This is a genomic window from Sinomonas atrocyanea (genome assembly GCF_030811715.1).
GTDB lineage: Bacteria > Actinomycetota > Actinomycetes > Actinomycetales > Micrococcaceae > Sinomonas > Sinomonas atrocyanea_A.
In genome coordinates this window covers 128,826-145,990 of record NZ_JAUSRH010000003.1, presented here as the reverse complement: position 1 = coordinate 145,990, position 17,165 = coordinate 128,826, and the positions used below count along the sequence as shown (strand labels likewise).

Annotated in this window: 16 protein-coding genes and 2 tRNA genes; 9 read left to right on the top strand and 9 right to left on the bottom strand. The window is 70.3% G+C overall.

What is annotated here, in order from left to right; translation table 11 throughout:
- Positions 1 to 114 precede the first annotated feature (114 nt).
- The 6 genes from serA to J2W21_RS06105 all read right to left on the bottom strand — a co-directional run bounded on the left by serA (position 115) and on the right by J2W21_RS06105 (position 8,315).
- Positions 115 to 1,707, bottom strand: coding sequence for a phosphoglycerate dehydrogenase (gene serA, locus J2W21_RS06130; RefSeq protein ID WP_307113624.1), 1,593 nt, complete (start codon positions 1,705 to 1,707; stop codon positions 115 to 117).
- Positions 1,708 to 1,841: 134 nt separating this feature from the next.
- Positions 1,842 to 2,867 (bottom strand): ketol-acid reductoisomerase, encoded by a 1,026-nt coding sequence (ilvC, locus tag J2W21_RS06125; protein WP_307113623.1) that lies wholly within the window; start codon positions 2,865 to 2,867, stop codon positions 1,842 to 1,844.
- Positions 2,868 to 2,932: 65 nt separating this feature from the next.
- Positions 2,933 to 3,445, bottom strand: a complete 513-nt coding sequence (gene ilvN, locus J2W21_RS06120; protein ID WP_307003605.1) for an acetolactate synthase small subunit — start codon at positions 3,443 to 3,445, stop codon at positions 2,933 to 2,935.
- 2 nt (positions 3,446 to 3,447) lie between these two features.
- Positions 3,448 to 5,322 (bottom strand): acetolactate synthase large subunit, encoded by a 1,875-nt coding sequence (locus J2W21_RS06115; protein WP_307113622.1) that lies wholly within the window; start codon positions 5,320 to 5,322, stop codon positions 3,448 to 3,450.
- A 293-nt stretch (positions 5,323 to 5,615) separates the two neighbouring features.
- Positions 5,616 to 7,358, bottom strand: a complete 1,743-nt coding sequence (gene ilvD, locus J2W21_RS06110; protein WP_307113621.1) for a dihydroxy-acid dehydratase — start codon at positions 7,356 to 7,358, stop codon at positions 5,616 to 5,618.
- 33 nt (positions 7,359 to 7,391) lie between these two features.
- On the bottom strand, positions 7,392 to 8,315 hold the full coding sequence (locus tag J2W21_RS06105; RefSeq protein ID WP_307113620.1) for a LysR family transcriptional regulator: 924 nt from the start codon (positions 8,313 to 8,315) through the stop codon (positions 7,392 to 7,394).
- A 130-nt stretch (positions 8,316 to 8,445) separates the two neighbouring features.
- On the opposite strand from J2W21_RS06105, the gene J2W21_RS06100 reads away from it, so the two are divergent.
- The 5 genes from J2W21_RS06100 (at position 8,446) to J2W21_RS06080 (ending at position 11,476) form a co-directional block, all read left to right on the top strand.
- A complete protein-coding gene (locus J2W21_RS06100) occupies positions 8,446 to 8,907 on the top strand; it encodes a hypothetical protein (protein WP_307113619.1) in 462 nt (153 codons plus the stop codon).
- A gap of 117 nt (positions 8,908 to 9,024) precedes the next feature.
- A complete protein-coding gene (locus J2W21_RS06095; RefSeq protein WP_307113618.1) occupies positions 9,025 to 9,207 on the top strand; it encodes a hypothetical protein in 183 nt (60 codons plus the stop codon).
- Between the two features lie 4 nt (positions 9,208 to 9,211).
- Positions 9,212 to 9,877, top strand: a complete 666-nt coding sequence (locus tag J2W21_RS06090) for a hypothetical protein (protein ID WP_307113617.1) — start codon at positions 9,212 to 9,214, stop codon at positions 9,875 to 9,877.
- 118 nt (positions 9,878 to 9,995) lie between these two features.
- Positions 9,996 to 10,847 carry a hypothetical protein gene (locus J2W21_RS06085; RefSeq protein WP_307113616.1) on the top strand — a complete coding sequence of 284 codons (852 nt, stop codon included), beginning with the start codon at positions 9,996 to 9,998 and terminating at the stop codon, positions 10,845 to 10,847.
- Between the two features lie 332 nt (positions 10,848 to 11,179).
- Positions 11,180 to 11,476 (top strand): hypothetical protein, encoded by a 297-nt coding sequence (locus J2W21_RS06080; protein WP_307113615.1) that lies wholly within the window; start codon positions 11,180 to 11,182, stop codon positions 11,474 to 11,476.
- Positions 11,477 to 11,660: 184 nt separating this feature from the next.
- Here J2W21_RS06080 and J2W21_RS06075 read toward each other — a convergent pair whose 3' ends face one another.
- The 3 genes from J2W21_RS06075 to J2W21_RS06065 all read right to left on the bottom strand — a co-directional run bounded on the left by J2W21_RS06075 (position 11,661) and on the right by J2W21_RS06065 (position 12,915).
- Positions 11,661 to 12,200, bottom strand: a complete 540-nt coding sequence (locus J2W21_RS06075) for a hypothetical protein (protein ID WP_307113614.1) — start codon at positions 12,198 to 12,200, stop codon at positions 11,661 to 11,663.
- An 87-nt stretch (positions 12,201 to 12,287) separates the two neighbouring features.
- On the bottom strand, positions 12,288 to 12,680 hold the full coding sequence (locus J2W21_RS06070; protein WP_307113613.1) for a hypothetical protein: 393 nt from the start codon (positions 12,678 to 12,680) through the stop codon (positions 12,288 to 12,290).
- Positions 12,681 to 12,839: 159 nt separating this feature from the next.
- A tRNA-Lys gene (locus J2W21_RS06065) sits at positions 12,840 to 12,915 on the bottom strand.
- A 189-nt stretch (positions 12,916 to 13,104) separates the two neighbouring features.
- Between J2W21_RS06065 and bcp the strand changes: the two genes are divergently transcribed.
- From bcp to J2W21_RS06045, 4 genes are all read left to right on the top strand, one after another.
- Positions 13,105 to 13,599 carry a thioredoxin-dependent thiol peroxidase gene (gene bcp / locus J2W21_RS06060; RefSeq protein WP_307113612.1) on the top strand — a complete coding sequence of 165 codons (495 nt, stop codon included), beginning with the start codon at positions 13,105 to 13,107 and terminating at the stop codon, positions 13,597 to 13,599.
- A 29-nt stretch (positions 13,600 to 13,628) separates the two neighbouring features.
- A tRNA-Leu gene (locus J2W21_RS06055) sits at positions 13,629 to 13,710 on the top strand.
- A gap of 133 nt (positions 13,711 to 13,843) precedes the next feature.
- Positions 13,844 to 15,493 (top strand): ABC transporter substrate-binding protein, encoded by a 1,650-nt coding sequence (locus J2W21_RS06050; protein WP_307113611.1) that lies wholly within the window; start codon positions 13,844 to 13,846, stop codon positions 15,491 to 15,493.
- Positions 15,494 to 15,607: 114 nt separating this feature from the next.
- Complete coding sequence (locus tag J2W21_RS06045; RefSeq protein WP_307113610.1) at positions 15,608 to 17,098, top strand: malate:quinone oxidoreductase; 1,491 nt, start codon at positions 15,608 to 15,610, stop codon at positions 17,096 to 17,098.
- Positions 17,099 to 17,165 lie beyond the last annotated feature (67 nt).

Below are 17,165 nucleotides of genomic sequence, written 5' to 3'. Positions count from 1 at the left end.
ACGGCCAAAGCACAGCGAAACGCGGCGAAAGTGACCACGGACGACGGCGACCCCCACCGCGGGCGGCGGGGGTCGCCGTCGTGCGTGCCCGGCTGGGCGGGCAGGAGCGGGCGGTCAGTCCTCGAGGTCGACCTCGCGCAGGACGGTCGCGCCGATCTCGCTCTTGACCGTCTCGAGGACGGTGGCGGGGATCGCGGAGTCGACGGTGAGCAGGGCCATGGCCTGGCCGGCCACGTCGGCGCGGGCCACCTGCATGCCGGCGATGTTGATCTGGTTCATGCCGAGGATGTGGCCGATCGTGCCGATGACGCCCGGGCGGTCGGAGTAGAACATGACCACGAGGTGCTCGGAGATCGGGATCTCGACGTCGTAGCCGTTGATGCCCACGAGCTTCTGGACCTGCTTGGGGCCGGTGAGCGTGCCCGCCACCGAGACCTGGGTGCCGTCCTGGAGGAGGCCGCGGATGGTCAGGACGTTGCGGTAGTCCTCCGCCTCGGTCGTGGTGAGCAGCCGCACGGCCACGCCGCGCTGCTCTGCGAGCACCGGGGCGTTGACGTAGGAGACCTTCTCGGAGACGACGTCGGTGAAGACGCCCTTGAGGGCCGCGAGCTCGAGCGACTTGACGTCGAGGTTGGCGATCTCGCCGGCCACCTCGACCTCGATCTGGGTGACCGAGTCGTGCGCGAGGGCGGTGAAGATGCGGCCGAGCTTCTCGATGAGCGGGATGCCCGGGCGGACGTCGGGGGCGATGACGCCGCCGGCGACGTTCACGGCGTCGGGCACGAGCTCGCCGGCGAGGGCGAGGCGGACGCTCTTGGCGACCGAGATGCCGGCCTTCTCCTGGGCCTCGTCCGTCGAGGCGCCGAGGTGCGGGGTGACGACGACGTTCTCGTGGCCGAAGAACGGCAGGTCCGTGCTGGGCTCCTTGGCGAACACGTCGATGCCGGCACCGCCGATCTGGCCGTCCTCGAGCGCCTGGGCGAGGGCCTCCTCGTCGACAAGGCCGCCGCGGGCCACGTTGACGACGTAGGCGGTGTTCTTCATCTTCGCGAACGCGTCCTTGCCCAGCATGCCGACGGTCTCGGGGGTCTTGGGCATGTGGATGGTGATGAAGTCGCTCTGGGCGAGGAGCTCGTCGAGGCTCACGAGCTTGACGCCCAGCTGGGCGGCCCGCGCGGCCGTGACATACGGGTCGTAGGCGAGGACGTCCATCTCGAACGCCTGCATGCGTGCGGCCACGAGGGCACCGATGCGGCCGAGGCCGATCACGCCGAGCTTCTTGTCCAGCAGCTCGGTGCCGGCGTACTTGGAGCGCTTCCACGCCCCGCCCTTGAGCGACGTGTTCGCCGCCGGGATGTTGCGGGCGAGGGAGAGGATGTGCCCGCACGTGAGCTCGGCGGCGGAGACGATGTTCGAGGTCGGGGCGTTCACGACCATGACGCCGGCCTGGGTGGCGGCCTTGATGTCCACGTTGTCGAGGCCGACGCCGGCGCGGGCGATGACCTTGAGCTTCTTCGCGGCGGCGATCGCCTCGGCGTCCACCTGCGTGGCGGAGCGGACGAGGATCGCGTCGACGTCCGCGATCGCGGACAGCAGCTGGGAGCGGTCGGCGCCGTCGGTGTAGCGGATCTCGAAGTCCGGTCCGAGGGCGGCGACGGTGGCGGGCGAGAGTTCTTCGGCGAGGAGGACGACAGGCTTGGTGGTCACGGGGCGGGGGCCTCTCCAGATCAGGCAGGGGTGGGGCGGTTCGGGGCGGAGCGATGGAGTCTCTGGGGCCGGGTGCCGCGCCCAGAGAGGAGCAGCGGCGGGCGAGGGCCTCGCCCGCCGCTGCGGTGCCGGGGTCAGCGCGCGGCCGAGCCCTCGGTGTAGTCGGCGTCCTGCTGCTGCCAGGAGAAGTGGGCGCGCAGCGCCTTGCCGGTCGCCTCGATCGGGTGCCCGGCCTCCTTCTCGCGCAGGGCCTTGAACTCGACGGCGCCGTTGTCCTGGTCGTCGATGAAGCGCTTGGCGAAGGCGCCGGACTGGATGTCCGCGAGGACCTCCTTCATGGACTCCTTCACGGCCGGCGAGATGATGCGCGGGCCCGAGACGTAGTCGCCGTACTCGGCGGTGTCGGAGATGCTCCAGCGCTGCTTGGCGATGCCGCCCTCCCACATGAGGTCCACGATGAGCTTGAGCTCGTGGAGCACCTCGAAGTAGGCGATCTCCGGCTGGTAGCCGGCCTCCGTCAGGGTCTCGAAGCCGGCCTGGACGAGGTGCGACACGCCGCCGCAGAGCACGGCCTGCTCGCCGAAGAGGTCCGTCTCGGTCTCCTCGGTGAACGTGGTCTTGATGACGCCCGCGCGGGTGCCGCCGATGCCCTTCGCGTAGGACTTGGCGAGGTCCCAGGCCTTGCCCGTGGCGTCCTGCTCGACCGCGATGATGTCCGGGATGCCGCGGCCGGCGACGAACTCGCGGCGGACGGTGTGGCCCGGGGCCTTCGGTGCGACGAGGATGACGTCGACACCGGCCGGCGGCTGGATGTAGCCGAAGCGGATGTTGAAGCCGTGGCCGAAGACGAGGGCGTCGCCCTCCTTCAGCGCCGGGGCGATGTCCTCGGCGTAGAGGTGGCGCTGCACCTGGTCGGGGGCGAGGATGACGACGACGTCGGCCTCCTCCGCGGCCTCGCGCGGGGTCAGGACGCGCAGGCCCTGCTCCTCGGCCTTCGCGCGGCTCTTGCTGCCCTCCTTGAGGCCGACGCGGACGTCGACGCCGGAGTCACGGAGGTTGAGGGCGTGGGCGTGGCCCTGGCTGCCGTAGCCGATCACGGCGACCTTGCGGCCCTGGATGATCGAGAGGTCTGCGTCGTCGTCGTAGTACAGCTCTGTCACTTGGTTCTCCTTGATTGCGTTGTGAGGTGTGGGGGCGGCCGCGGGTCCGGGGCCCGCGGCGCGGGTCAGCTCGCGCGGAGCGCGCGGTCGCTCATGGACCGGGAGCCGCGGCCGACAGCGAGCGTGCCGGACTGGACGATCTCGCGGATCCCGAAGGGCTCGAGGACGGCGAGGAGGGCCTGGATCTTCTCCGAGGTGCCCGTGGCCTCGACGACGAGGGAATCGGTCGAGACGTCCACGATCGAGGCCCGGAACAGGTCCACGGCCTGGGTCACCTGCAGGCGCGTGACGGCGTCTGCCCGCACCTTGATCAGCAGGTGGTCGCGCTGGACCGAGTTCTCCGGCAGCAGTTCGACGATCTTGATGACGTTCACGAGCTTGTTCAGCTGCTTGGTGACCTGCTCGAGCAGATCGCCCTCGGCGTCGACGACCACGGTGACCCGCGAGACGCCGTCGACCTCCGTGGGCCCCACGGCGAGCGAGTGGATGTTGAACGCGCGGCGGGCGAAGAGGCCCGCGACGCGGGTCAGCACGCCGGGCTTGTCCTCGACCAGAACGGACAGGGTGTGGCGCGACATGCTCAGTCCTCCTCTTCCCAATCGGGGGTGGAATTGCGGGCCACCTGGATCAGGTCATTGCTGACCCCGGAGGGCACCATGGGCCAGACCATCGCGTTCGGGCTCACCACGAAGTCGATGACCACGGGGCGGTCGTTGATCTCGAGCGCCTGCGCGATGACGGTGTCGATGTCCTCCTCGCGTTCCACGCGGAAGGAGGCGCATCCGTAGGCCTCGCCGAGCTTGACAAAGTCCGGGATGCGCACGGTGTCCGCGCCGGTCTGCAGATCGGTGTTCGAGTAGCGGCCGTCGTAGAAGAGCGTCTGCCACTGGCGCACCATGCCCAGGGAGGAGTTGTTGATGACCGCGACCTTGATAGGGATGTTGTTCAGCGCGCAGGTCGCGAGCTCCTGGTTGGTCATCTGGAAGCAGCCGTCGCCGTCGATCGCCCAGACCGGCCGGTCCGGGTTGCCGACCTTGGCGCCCATGGCCGCCGGCACGGAGTAGCCCATGGTGCCGAGGCCGGCCGAGTTGAGCCAGGCGTGCGGGCGCTCGTACTTGATGAACTGGGCCGCCCACATCTGGTGCTGTCCGACGCCGGCCACGTAGATGCCCTCCGGGCCGGTGAGCTCGCCGATGCGCTGGATGACGCGCTGCGGGGCGAGGAGCCCGTCCTCGGGCTCGGTCCACCCGAGCGGGTAGTCCTCGCGCAGCCGGTCCAGGAACGACCACCACGCGGTGATGTCCGGGGCGCCGTCCTTGGCGTACAGCCCCGCGACCGTCTCGGTGAGCTCGGGCAGGATCTCCTTCACCGAGCCGACGATGGGAACGTCCGCGGTGCGGTTCTTGGAGATCTCGGCCGGGTCGATGTCGGCGTGGATGACCTTCGCGTTCGGGGCGAACGTGCTCAGGACCCCCGTGACGCGGTCGTCGAAGCGCGCGCCGAGGGTGATGAGCAGGTCGGCCTGCTGCAGGGCCGTGACCGCGGCGACCGAGCCGTGCATGCCGGGCATGCCGAGGTGCTGGCGGTGGGAGTCCGGGAAGGCTCCGCGGGCCGTGAGCGTCGTGACGACGGGAGCGCCGGTGGCCTCCGCGAGGGCGAGGAGCTCGGCCGAGGCGTGGGCCTTGACGACGCCGCCGCCGACGTAGAGCACGGGCTTCGAGGAGGCGGCGATGAGGCGGGCCGCCTCGCGCACCTGCTTGCTGTGCCCGCGGGTCACCGGGCGGTAGCCCGGCAGGTCGATCCGGGGCGGCCAGCTGAACATGGTCTTGGCCTGCTGGGCGTCCTTGGTCACGTCGACGAGGACGGGACCCGGGCGGCCGGTGGAGGCGAGGTGGAACGCCTCGGCGAGGGTGCGCGGGATGTCCTCGGCCTTCGTCACGAGGAAGGAGTGCTTCGTGATCGGCATGGTGATGCCGACGATGTCCGCTTCCTGGAACGCGTCCGAGCCGATGACCGAGCTCGAGACCTGCCCGGTGATGGCGACGAGGGGAACGGAGTCCATGTGCGCGTCGGCGATCGCGGTCACCAGATTGGTGGCTCCCGGACCCGACGTCGCGATACAGACTCCAACACGGCCGGTGACCATCGCGTACCCCTGGGCAGCGTGGCCGGCGCCCTGCTCGTGGCGCACCAGCACGTGGTTGATCTTCGAAGCCATCAGAGGGTCGTAGGTCGGCAGGATCGCGCCGCCCGGTAGACCAAAGACATCGTCCACGCCCAGTTCCTCGAGCGAGCGGACAATTGCTTCAGATCCAGTCATCTCTGTGGGCTCAACAACACGGTTGGGCCCCAGGACGGCAGAGGCAGAGTCGACGGTGTCGACAGGATCCGCGGCCTTGGCTGCGGACGGCTTCGAAGCCATCAGCGATGGGCTGATCGGCGTTCCTTTGCTCATCAGTCTCTTCCTTAGGATCTTCGTGGCGAAGGTGTGCTCCAACGAAAACAACCCCTCGGCCGCCTGGCGTTTCGAGGGGTTGCGCGTGACAGATCGTGCCAGACGGGCTCAGTGAGCCACGCGCTGGGCAAGGACGACATCGAGCACCATGCTCGTCGGGGCGATCTGCATGCCCACAGTCTCGCGAATTGGGCTTTTGAGTGTCAATTTGGTCAGGGCGCGTCTCACGATGCGGACTCCCATCCACACCGTGAGACGCTCGTGAGACGGCCTGCGGCGCCCCGGTCTCCGGCTCAGCCGAGGACGGCGCCCTCGCTCGCGGAGTGCACGAGCTTGGCGTACTTGGCCAGGACGCCGCGGGTGAACTTCGCCGGGATCGGCGACCAGCCCTCCCGGCGCGCAGCCAGCTCGTCCTCGTCCACGAGGAGGTCGATGCTGCGGCGGGGGATGTCCACGCGGATCCGGTCGCCGTCGCGCACGAAGGCGACCGGGCCGGCGTCGACCGCCTCCGGCGCGACGTGGCCGATGCAGAGCCCGGTGGTGCCGCCCGAGAAGCGGCCGTCGGTGAGCAGGAGCACGTCCTTGCCGAGCCCGGCCCCCTTGATCGCGCCGGTGATGGCCAGCATCTCGCGCATGCCGGGGCCGCCCTTGGGGCCCTCGTAGCGGATGACGACGACGTCCCCGGGCGCGATCTGGCCCCGGTCGAGCGCCTCGAGCGCTGCCTGCTCCCGCTCGAACACGCGGGCGGTGCCCTCGAAGACCTCCGCGTCGAACCCGGCCGTCTTGACGACGGCGCCCTGCGGGGCGAGCGAGCCGTGCAGGATCGAGAGGCCGCCGGTGGCGTGGATCGGGTTGTCCATGGCGCGCACGATCTTCCCGTCCAGGTCCGGCGGCGAGATCTCGGCGAGGTTTTCGGCGACCGTCCTGCCGGTGACCGTCAGGGCGTCGCCGTGCAGCAGCCCCGCGTCGAGGAGCGCGCGCATGACGACGGGCACTCCCCCGACCCGGTCGAGGTCGTACATGACATAGCGGCCGAAGGGCTTGAGGTCCCCCAGGTGCGGGACCCGGTCCCCGATCCGGTTGAAGTCCTCGAGCTCGAGCCGGACCTCAGCCTCCCGCGCGATCGCGAGCAGGTGCAGGACCGAGTTGGTCGAGCCGCCGAAGGCCATGACCACCGCGATCGCGTTCTCGAACGCCTCCCGGGTGAGGATGTCCCGCGCCGTGATGCCGCGCCGGAGCAGGTTGACCACGGCCTCGCCGGAGCGGTGGGCGAACATGTCCCGGCGCCGGTCGGCGGACGGCGGCGCCGCGGAGCCGGGCAGCGACATGCCGAGCGCCTCGGCAGCCGAGGCCATCGTGTTGGCCGTGTACATCCCGCCGCAGGCGCCCTCGCCCGGGCAGATGGCCCGTTCGATCCGATCCAGGTCTCCCCGGGACATCTTGCCGGCGGCGCAGGCCCCGACGGCTTCGAAGGCGTCGATGAGCGTGACGTCCTTCTCGGTGCCGTCCTCGAGCTTGACCCACCCCGGCATGATCGAGCCCGCGTAGAGGAAGACGCTCGCGACGTCGAGGCGGGCCGCGGCCATGAGCATCCCGGGCAGCGACTTGTCGCAGCCCGCGAGGAGGACCTGGCCGTCGATCCGCTCGGCCTGCATGACGGTCTCGACCGAGTCCGCGATGATCTCGCGGGAGACGAGCGAGAAGTGCATGCCCTCGTGGCCCATGGAGATCCCGTCCGAGACCGAGATCGTGCCGAACTGCATTGGGAACCCGCCGGCGGCGTGGACCCCCTCCTTGGCTGCCTTGGCGAGGCGGTCCAGCGAGAGGTTGCACGGGGTGATCTCATTCCACGAGCTCGCGATCCCGACCTGAGGCTTGGCGAAGTCCTCGTCGCCGAACCCCACCGCCCGCAGCATCCCGCGGGCAGGGGCCGCGTGGATGCCGTCTGTCACCACCCGGCTGCGGGGTTTGGCGTCCGCACCCGTGGGCGCCGCGTCGGTCTGGACCTGCTGAGGGGGGCTCTGCTGCTCAGTCATGGCGCACAGTCTAGGACGGCGGTGTGGCGGGAATCACGCCTCCGCGGCGTCCTCGCGGACGATCCTTTCGGCCTCGGCGTGGACCATGTCCATGACCGAGCGCACCGTGGGCCGGGCTGCGACGTCGGCGCGGGCCAGGAGGACGACGCTGCGGCGCGCCTGCACGCCGGTCAGGGGACGCAGGACCAGGCCGCTGCGGAGGGCCCCCCGGGAGGTGAAGCGCGGCAGGAGGCTCAGCCCGTGGCCGCCGCGGACGAGCGCCTCCATGGCCCGCAGGTCGGGCATGAGCTGGACGCGGTCGACCACGCGGCCGGCCTGCAGCTCGATCTGGCGCAGGACCGTGTCGAAGGGGAAGCCCGCTGGGACGCCGATCCACGGCCAGGACGCCACATCGTCGGGCTCGAGGACGTCCCGGGCGGCGAGCGGGTGGTCGCCCGGCAGCGCGACGTCGAGCGGCTCCTCGAGCAGCGGCTCGACCACGAGCCCATCGCGGAGGAACTCCTCCGGGCCGTTGACGGAGTGGCCCAGGACGAGGTCGGCGTCTGCGGCGAGATCGACGAACCCCTGGGCGTTGGGGTCCTCGAGCCGCGCGTCGAGGCGCAGGCCCTCGCACGCGGCGACGCGGTCGAGCAGGCCGGGGAGGAACATCTCGGCCGCGCTGGGGAAGAACACGGCCTGCACCCTCGCCTGCTCGCCCCTGCGGTAGCCGTCGGCGGTGGCCTCGGCGCGCGCCATCGCGACGGCGACGCCGGCCGCCGCCGCGGCCATCGCCTCTCCGGCCTCGGTGAGGCGGACGCCCCTCCCCTGGCGCTGGATGAGGACGACGCCGAGTTCCTCCTGCAGGAGCTTGAGCTGCTGGGAGACGGCCGAGGCGGTGATGCCGAGTGCATCGGCCGTCGCACCGATCGTACGGCGGTCGGCGAGCTCCCTCAGCAGGAGCAGTCGGCGGAAGTCCATGGGCACAGGGTACTGGCGAGGCGCTCGCGGGCCGTGCTCGGGACGGAGCCACGTGCACAGGCGTGGACGGTGCGGTACCGGGCCCGGCGGCCCCCGAGTACGTAGACTGGCCTTCGGCGAGAGGAGAACTGTGAGCAGCACTGCCCCGACCGGGCGCGCCCCCGAGCCCGACGACGCGCTGAAGGCCGCGCTCCATTACGTCTTCGACAGCCAGATTCCCAACTACGGGGACTACAACCTCGTGTGTGTGACGGAGTGCGGGGGGTCCGTGTTGGGGCCCCGGCCCGGGGCCCCCGTCCCCACCGGGCTGGTCCTCGGCTACCGCCGCCGGCCCGTCGAGCTCGTCCTTGCCCCGTTCGACCGGGGGACCCTCGCGGGGACCGGACAGCCGACGACGATCGACCTCACCAACCTCGCGTATGTCTCGGAGCCGGCCCCCGGCGCCTTCGACGTCGCCACGAGCACCGGGCGCGTGGTCACCTTCACGCTGCGCCCGGCCTGCGAACTCGGAGCCGGCTCTGCCGTCACCCTCGCCCAGGAGGACGACGCCGCCGACCTCGCGTCCTTCCTGCGCGATCTGGTGGGCCTCTAGCCCATGGCGGCGGGGCGCACGGTGGCGTGATTGTGCCCCAGAAGTCTCTGGACGGGCAGGGTGGCGCGAGGGTCTAATGGCCTCAGCCGTGCCGACTACTCACGCAGGGAGGCTGCCGTGGACTGGGTGGTCATCGCCATCTCGGGTGTGATCCTTCTCGCGCTCGCCGTCTGGACGGTCCTCCGCGAGGACCGCTCGACGGCGCGCCGGGGGCGCCACCGGGGCCGCGCGCCCCTGGTGCGCGCGGTCCCGGCGTCGGCCACCACGCCGGCGCCTCCGCGCCCCGCCGCGGGCGCCTGACGCCATGACTACACTGCGGAGGAGGCTGGCCTGGACCGCGGCGGCCGCGGTGCTGCTCGCGGCGACCAGCTGCTCCGGCTCCCCGGGCCCCGGACCGTCTCCTGCCTCCGGCTCCCCCTCCGGGTCCGCCTCCGCCGCCCGCACCGTCTCACCGCAGGAATCCGGCAAGGTCATCAGCACCGCCTACACCACCGGGTACGGATACTGGGACAACACCCCGCCCGGGTCCACCATCATCTCCAACCCCGTCCTGCACCAGAGCGCGGGCGGCACCGGAACGTGGCAGGACCCCGTCACCCTCGCCGTCGGCCACTCGATCAGCAACGGCGTCGACACTCTCGATTTTCCCGCGGGGACACGCATGTACATCCCGAGCCTCGAGAAGTACTTCATCGTCGAGGACGCGTGCGGGGACGGGGCCACCCCGCAGGACATCCCGTGCCACAACCTCGGCCGGGCCGCCCGCCGCGGGGCGACGGTATGGTTCGACATCTGGATCGGAGGAGCGTCCGGCAGCAACTCCGACTCCAGGCAGTGCCAGGCCACGTTGACGGGCATCCACACCGTCATCCTCGATCCGAGCATCCACAACTACCGGGTGACCCCCGGTGACGTCCTCTCGGGCCAGGTGTGCCACGCGAACTTCGGGGAGGCCCCGACGCTGCAGTGACCGCCGGGGGCAGACTCTCGGTTTCGCCTCGCGCAGGAGCGCGACTACGCTCTTGGACTTGGCGCACTGGGGGGCCGTGCGCCGATGTCGAGTACGAAGACCCAGAGAGAACTCCTGCATGAAGCACGCCAGAAAACTGTCCACCGCCGCGGCCGCCCTGCTGCTCACCCTGACCGGGTGCGCGGGTGCCGCCCAGCACGGAACCGCCCTGCCGAGCTCCGCCGGAGCAAGTGCCACCCCCGATGCGACGCCGACCGCGACGAAGTCCCCCGCCGCCCAGCACACCGCCAAGCCCACCACGGCGCCCCCGAGCACTGCCGCGCCCACGGCCGCCGCCCCCGTGGCCCTGCCGGCCCCCAGTGCCGCGAACCGCCCGGTGGCCCCGGCCCCTGCCGCCGTCCCGGTGGCCCGGATCCCCGCTCCTGCTGCCCCGAAGGCCCCGGCCGTCGTCCACGAGACGGGGACGGTGGTCACCACCGCGTACACGACCGGGTACGGGTACTGGGACAACACCCCCGCGGGATCCGCCGAGGTCTCCCACCCCATCGTGCACAAGACCGCGGGCGGCACCGGCACCTGGGCGGATCCGGTCACGGTCGCCGTCGGCCACTCCATCACGGGCGGCGTCGATACCCTCGACTACCCCGCCGGGACCCGGCTCTACATCCCCAACCTGCAGAAGTACCTCATCGTCGAGGACACCTGCGGCGACGGGGCCACCCCCCAGGACGGGCCCTGCCATTCGGGTGCCCCTGCAGGCACCACCGTCTGGTTCGACGTCTGGATCGGCGGCTCCTCCGGGACCCAGGCGGCCGCCGACGCGTGCGGCTCGACCCTGACCGATGCCAACGGCGCGGCGCACACCGTCATCGTCAACCCGTCCGTCCGCACCTACAAGGTGACCCCGGGTGATGTCCTCTCCGGCGGTGCGTGCCACGCCAACTACGGCAACACGCCTCTGGCCCAGTAGCCCGGCGCAGCGCCTCAGGCTGCCTCGGCGGCCCCAGCCGTCCGCTCGAGACGACCGTCCGCGCAAGACAACTGTCCGCGCAAGACGACTGTCCGCGCGAGATGACTGGCCGCGCGAGATGAAGGGCCCCCGCCCAGATGATCCTCTGGGCGGGGGCCCTCGCGGTGGCCTCCCGGAACGCCAGTCGACACGGCGCGACACGACCGGCGTGCGCTCCTCCGCGCCGGCGGCGACCTAGAGTGTGACCCATGCCATGCACCCCTGTGGCATCGACGCGCCATCAGAAGGCAGTGGGCCGGAACGCGGGCCACCCGGACGGAATGGACACCACCGTGACGGAATCATCGGCCCTCCCGGAGAGCCAGCGCTGCACCTACCGGGCGGAGCTCGAGCTGCACGAGACCAGCTTCATGTCGAGGTGCGAGCTCCGGGCGGGACACCGCGGAGGCCACCTCGCGGAACTGCCTGCCCTGCCGAGTCTCGACGGCAGCCCGGCGAGGACGCGTCATGCCGCCGTCCTCCACCCCGGATCCGGGACGCGCGAGGACCATGCAGTCCGCCGCGAGGCAGTCCAGTACGAGGCAGTCCAGCACGGGGCAGTCCAGTACGAGAAGGAAGATATCCACTGATGTCGGTCGTCAAGACCATCGCCGTCGCGGCCGGTGGGGTCTTCCTGCTGGGCGCCACGGTCGCCTGGCCGCTCCTCATCCTCGGCTACCACCTGTGGAGGGGACAGTGAGATCCGATGGCGGCGCGGAGGTCCGAGGACTGCGAGGACTGTCAACGCGCCGGCACTCCGACGGCCCCCTGGGTTCAGACCGTGGTCGCGACCAGTGCGAGCGGTCCGGCGTCAGAAGCCTCCAAGGTCAGCAGGACACCGGAGAGCGCGACCTCGCCGGCCGTCAGCAGCACCAGGTACTTCGCCAGCCGCTCCCCCGCGGGGATCGGAGCCAGCCAGGGCCCGGCATGGTGGAAGAACGCCTCACGCCCGGAGAGGCCGGCAAGGGTGCCCTGCTGTCTGGCCTCCCACATCCGGTGGAGGCGCGCGAGCAGGTCGGGCGTGATCAGCAGGGCGACGGCCAGCAGCGCGGCGGCCACAGGGCTGATGCTCTCGGTGATGACGAGGAGCCCGAGCACGAGTCCCAGAACCACGACGGCTGCCCTCCCGGTGGTGTAGACCGCGCGGGCGGCGCGGCGCCCCACGTCGAGCCCCGCCGCCAGCTTCCGGTCCGCGGCGAAGGCCGCTGACTGCACGCTGTCGAAGATCGCGCGGCGTACGAGCCTCCGACCATCCGGCAGGTCCTCGCCCCTCACCCCGTAGCGCCCGCCAAGGGCCTGGCTACCGTGTCCCATCCGCATCCCCATCGTGTTCTGAACTGTCAATGCCGGGATCAAGGTACAGGCCGAAGCTGTGCCGGCCGTAGCGCATTTCACAGGATGTCAGCCCATGACCTGGTGGTTGACCCACCGCTCCAGGGAAGGGACGAGCAGGAGGCCGGCAACGACCCCGACCATGAGGACGTGCACCATGGCCTCGAACACTGCCGCAAACGGCGCCTCTCCTCCGCTGATCGCGGCGATGAGGTAGGAGACGACAGCGATGAGGCCCAGTGCCGCCGAGGCGAGCGCTGCCTGCTCCCACCATCCCCACCGCGCGAAGAGTCCCCAGGTGGCAATGCAGAAGCCGAGGACAGTCAGGAGGCTCAGTCCGGTGGTGACCGCCCACAGGGGGCCGGACGTGTCGCCGCGGCTGGCGAAGCCGGGGGTGAGCCAAAGCCAGCTGGCTCCTGCTGCGATCAGCCCGATTCCTCCGAGGGTGCGAAGAGTGAACATGGGAATCACCTCCGCATGCAATGGTCGCGCCCGGCGGTTGCCGTCCCCAGAGGAATAGGGCCCGGAGACAGCGCCTCGCTGACCAGCTCGGCATCTATGCTGCGCGAACACGAAGAAACCCCTCCCCGGTCCGCGTTTCCGCGGGTCGGGAAGGGGTTGTGGTGCGCCCCCCGGGACTCGAACCCGGAACCCATTGATTAAGAGTCAATTGCTCTGCCAGTTGAGCTAGAGGCGCATCTTCGCCGCGGTCCGACCGGCCGTTTCCGACCCGTCTCCGTGCCCCGCAACGACATGAAACTCTACAGGACGTCTTTCGAAAAGCGAAATCGACCGGGCGGCTGCGCAGGTGAGGTGCCTCACACGCAGCTGGGGCCCGCGCACTGGTCTCTCGGGGCACCGCGCCGACTGACGCTAGGCTCGGTGCGTGACCACGACTGGACCCTCCCACCGACTCGCGGCGGGCGACGCCGCCCCCGCCTTCTCGCTCCCCGACTCCGACGGCGGGACGACGTCGCTCGCGGACCTCGCGGGCCAGAGGACCGTCGTCTACTTCTACCCTCAGGCCAACACTCCGGCGTGCACGCAGCAGGCCTGCGACTTCCGCGACAGCCTCGCGGCGATCGCCGACGCCGGACTCACTGTGGTGGGCATCTCGCCGGACCCGGCCGAGGCCGTGCGCCGCTTCGCCGCGGATCAGCACCTCGGGTTCCGGCTCCTCGCCGACGAGGACCACAGCGTCGCGGAGGCGTACGGGGCGTGGGGCGAGAAGGTCAACTACGGGCGGACCTACCAGGGCCTGATCAGGTCCACGTTCGTGGTCGGCGCCGACGGGCGGATCGAGCTCGCGCAGTACAACGTCCGGGCGAAGGGCCACGTCGCCAAGCTCCAGCGGGACCTGAAGATCCTGCCGGTACACTGATCGAGTTGCCCCGCCAGAGGCGGGGTGCCGCGCGAGTGGTGGAATTGGCAGACACGCAGGATTTAGGTTCCTGTGTCTTCGGACGTGAGGGTTCAAGTCCCTCCTCGCGCACCGCCTCCGGCCCCAGTCCGGCCTCCTCGGGGCGGACACCCGGCCGAGCAGGTCGACACCCAGGGACACAAGGGCGCCGGACATGCGGCGGGGAGCGAAAGGCGTGAGACAGGTCGTGAGTGGCGCGCGGACCATGAGGCGGAGGGAACTCCTCCAGGCGGCAGCGGCGGCGGTGCTCCTGACCGGATGCACGCCCTCGCCCAATCCGCAGCCGTCGCCGAGTCCGAGCGGGTCCACTGCGCCCAGCGCGTCCTTCACCTTCGCCACCCCGGCACCGCCGATCGCACTCGATCCGGCCGTCACCGCCGACATCGAGTCATGGCGCGTCACGCGCCAGGTCCTCGAATGCCTCGTGACGAGCGACCCCGACACGGGGGCGCCCGCGCCGTCCCTCGCCACCTCGTGGACCCAGAGCACAGACCTCCTCTCGTGGACGTTCACCCTCCGGGAGGGCGTCACCTTCCACGACGGCACCCCGTTCAACGCCGCAGCGGTGAAGGCGAACTTCGACCGGTGGTACGCGTTCTCGCCGCAGTTCCGCTCGAACCACACAGGGCTCGCCTTCACCGCGGTGTTCAAGGCCCACTCCGACCAGGCGTCCCTGTCCGTCTACAAGCGGTGCACGGTAGTGAGCGAGCACGAGGTCCGCATCGAGCTCACCCAGCCGCTCACGAGCTTCCTCGCCGCGATGACCACCCCCGCCTTCGCGATCTCCTCCCCCGCGGCGCTCAAAGCCGGCACCGCCGACGTCGAGGACCAGCCCTCGTCGGGGACGAAGATCTCCCGCTACGCCCAGCACCCGGTGGGCACCGGCCCGTTCCGGTTCCGCCAGTGGACCAAGGACTCCGTGGTCCTGGAGTCCTCGCCGACCTATTGGGGCGCCCGGGGCCAGATCTCCCAGCTCACGCTCGTGGTGTACGACACGCCGCAGGCGCGGCTGCGGGCGCTCCTGGCCGGGACCATCGACGGCTACGACGCCGTGACCGTGCAGAACATCGAGACCCTGGTCCGCAAGGGCCTGCAGGTGGTGCGGCGCGACCCGTTCTCGGTCATGTACCTCGGGATGAACCAGGCCGTGCCCCTCCTGCAGAACGACAAGGTGCGCCAGGCCATCGCGATGGGCATCAATAAGGACGCGGTCATCAAGCCGTTCTTCCTCGAGGACACGAAGTCCGCCTCGCAGTTCGTCCCACCGAAGCTCAGCGGCTTCAACGCCGCGGGCGGCTTCCCGGCCTACGACCCCGAGAAGGCCAAGCGGCTCCTGAGCGAGGCGGGCTACAAGGGCGAGGAGCTCCCCTTCTACTACCCGCTCAATGTCACACGGCTCTACCTGCCCGACCCCGAGAAGGTCTACGCCGAGCTCTCTGCCCAGCTGACGCTGCTGGGCCTGAACATCAAGCCGGTGCCGGTGGACTGGGCCGACGGGTACCTGCAGAAGGTCACGACCGCCGGGGACCACGCCTTCCACCTGCTGGGCCGCTACGGGAGCTACAGCGACCCCGACGACTTCCTCGCGCCCCTCTTCGGGGCCAAGAGCGGAGAGTTCGGCTTCTTCGACGCCCAGATCTTCAGCAAGATCGAACGCGCCCGCGGGCTGCCGGACGGCAACGAGCGCACCCAGGCGTACCAGAACGTCAACGGCCAGATCGGCTCGAGTGCCCCGGCGGTGCCGATCGCGTACCCGATCTCCGCGGTGGCGGTCTCCGCGCGGGTGGCGACCTACCCGACGTCGCCCGTCCTGAACGAGACGTTCAACCACGTGACGCTCGCCCCCGGCGCATAGACGGCCCGAAAAAAAATCCTGCGGAGGGGTCTTGACTGCAACCCTTCGGGGATTTAGCGATCCGGGCGGCCGGGGGATATTCTGCCACTGGTCCATTTGTGCAGGGAGACTTCAGTGACCTTCATTTCCACCACCCGATCTGCCGACGTCGTTCTGGTCGGCGGGGGCATCATGAGCGCCACCCTCGGCGCCTTCCTCAAGAAGCTCGAACCGAGCTGGAGCATCGTGCTCTTCGAGCGCCTCGACGAGGCGGGGCTCGAAAGCTCGGACCCCTGGAACAACGCCGGGACGGGGCACTCCGCGTACTGCGAGCTCAACTACACCCCGCAGGCCAAGGACGGCTCCGTGAACCCCGCGAAGGCGCTGGGGATCAACGAGGGCTTCCAGCTCTCGCGCCAGTTCTGGTCCCACCTCGTGGCCGACGGCAGCATCACCGACCCGTCCGGGTTCATCCACAACGTGCCGCACATGAGCTTCGTCATCGGCGACGCCCACGCGGACTTCCTCCGCAGGCGCTACGAGGCGCTCCACCCCAACACCCTCTTCTCCACGATGGAGTACAGCGAGGACCCGGCCCAGATCGCCGCGTGGGCCCCCCTCGTCATGGAGGGCCGCGGCGCCGGGCGCGTCGCGGCGACCCGGGTCGCCGAGGGCACCGACGTGGACTTCGGCCAGCTCACCCGTGAGCTCGTCGGGTTCCTCGCGGGCAACGGCGTCGAGGTCAACTACGGCACCGACGTGGCCGGGCTCGAGCGAGCGCGGGGCGGCTGGAACGTCTCCACGCGGCACAAGGCCTCGGGCGAGCGCGGCAGCATCCATGCCAAGTTCGTCTTCGTCGGCGCCGGCGGCGGTGCGCTGCACCTGCTCCAGGACTCGGGCATCGCCGAGAGCAAGGGCTACGGCGGCTTCCCCGTGTCCGGGCAGTTCCTGCGCAGCACGGACGAGTCGATCGCGCTCCGGCACAATGCGAAGGTCTACGGCCAGGCCTCGGTCGGCGCACCGCCGATGTCCGTCCCGCACCTGGACACGCGCTACGTCAACGGCAAGCGCTCCCTGCTCTTCGGCCCGTACGCCGGCTTCTCCACGAACTTCCTCAAGAACGGCTCCCTCTGGGACCTTCCGCTCTCCATCCGGCCGGGCAACATCATTCCGATGCTCGCGGTCGCGAAGGACAACATGGACCTCACGGCCTACCTCGTCAAGGAGGTCGCCAAGGGCCACGAGAAGAAGATCGAGGCGCTGCGGGAGTACTACCCGGACGCCTCAGGGGAAGGCTGGGAGCTCATCACGGCCGGCCAGCGCGTGCAGATCATCAAGAAGGACCAGGCCAAGGGCGGCGTCCTCCAGTTCGGCACCGAGGTCATCACCTCGCGCGACGGCTCGATCGGCGCCCTCCTCGGCGCCTCGCCCGGAGCCTCCACGGCCGTGCCGATCATGCTCGAGCTCATGCAGCGCGCGTTCCCGAAGAACTTCAAGGGCTGGGAGCCTAAGCTGAGCGAGATGATGCCCGGCTACGGCATCAAGCTCAACGACCACCCGGACCTCGCCGCAGAGATCGCCGCCACCACCTCGGCGGCCCTCGGACTCGCGGCCCCGGCCCACTAGGCCAGCGTCCGTCTCCGGCCCGCGTCCTCTCGGCTGAGGACGCGGGCCATTTCGCTACCAGTCCACG

Bases quoted from the DNA above. Each gene is read 5' to 3' on its own strand.
- ilvN (WP_307003605.1), bottom strand. From the start codon at position 3,445: ATGTCGCGCCACACCCTGTCCGTTCTGGTCGAGGACAAGCCCGGCGTG.
- J2W21_RS06115 (WP_307113622.1), bottom strand. From the start codon at position 5,322: ATGAGCAAAGGAACGCCGATCAGCCCATCGCTGATGGCTTCGAAGCCG.
- ilvD (WP_307113621.1), bottom strand. From the start codon at position 7,358: ATGACTGAGCAGCAGAGCCCCCCTCAGCAGGTCCAGACCGACGCGGCG.
- J2W21_RS06105 (WP_307113620.1), bottom strand. From the start codon at position 8,315: ATGGACTTCCGCCGACTGCTCCTGCTGAGGGAGCTCGCCGACCGCCGT.
- J2W21_RS06090 (WP_307113617.1), top strand. From the start codon at position 9,212: ATGACTACACTGCGGAGGAGGCTGGCCTGGACCGCGGCGGCCGCGGTG.
- J2W21_RS06085 (WP_307113616.1), top strand. From the start codon at position 9,996: ATGAAGCACGCCAGAAAACTGTCCACCGCCGCGGCCGCCCTGCTGCTC.
- J2W21_RS06075 (WP_307113614.1), bottom strand. From the start codon at position 12,200: ATGGGACACGGTAGCCAGGCCCTTGGCGGGCGCTACGGGGTGAGGGGC.
- J2W21_RS06070 (WP_307113613.1), bottom strand. From the start codon at position 12,680: ATGTTCACTCTTCGCACCCTCGGAGGAATCGGGCTGATCGCAGCAGGA.
- J2W21_RS06050 (WP_307113611.1), top strand. From the start codon at position 13,844: ATGAGGCGGAGGGAACTCCTCCAGGCGGCAGCGGCGGCGGTGCTCCTG.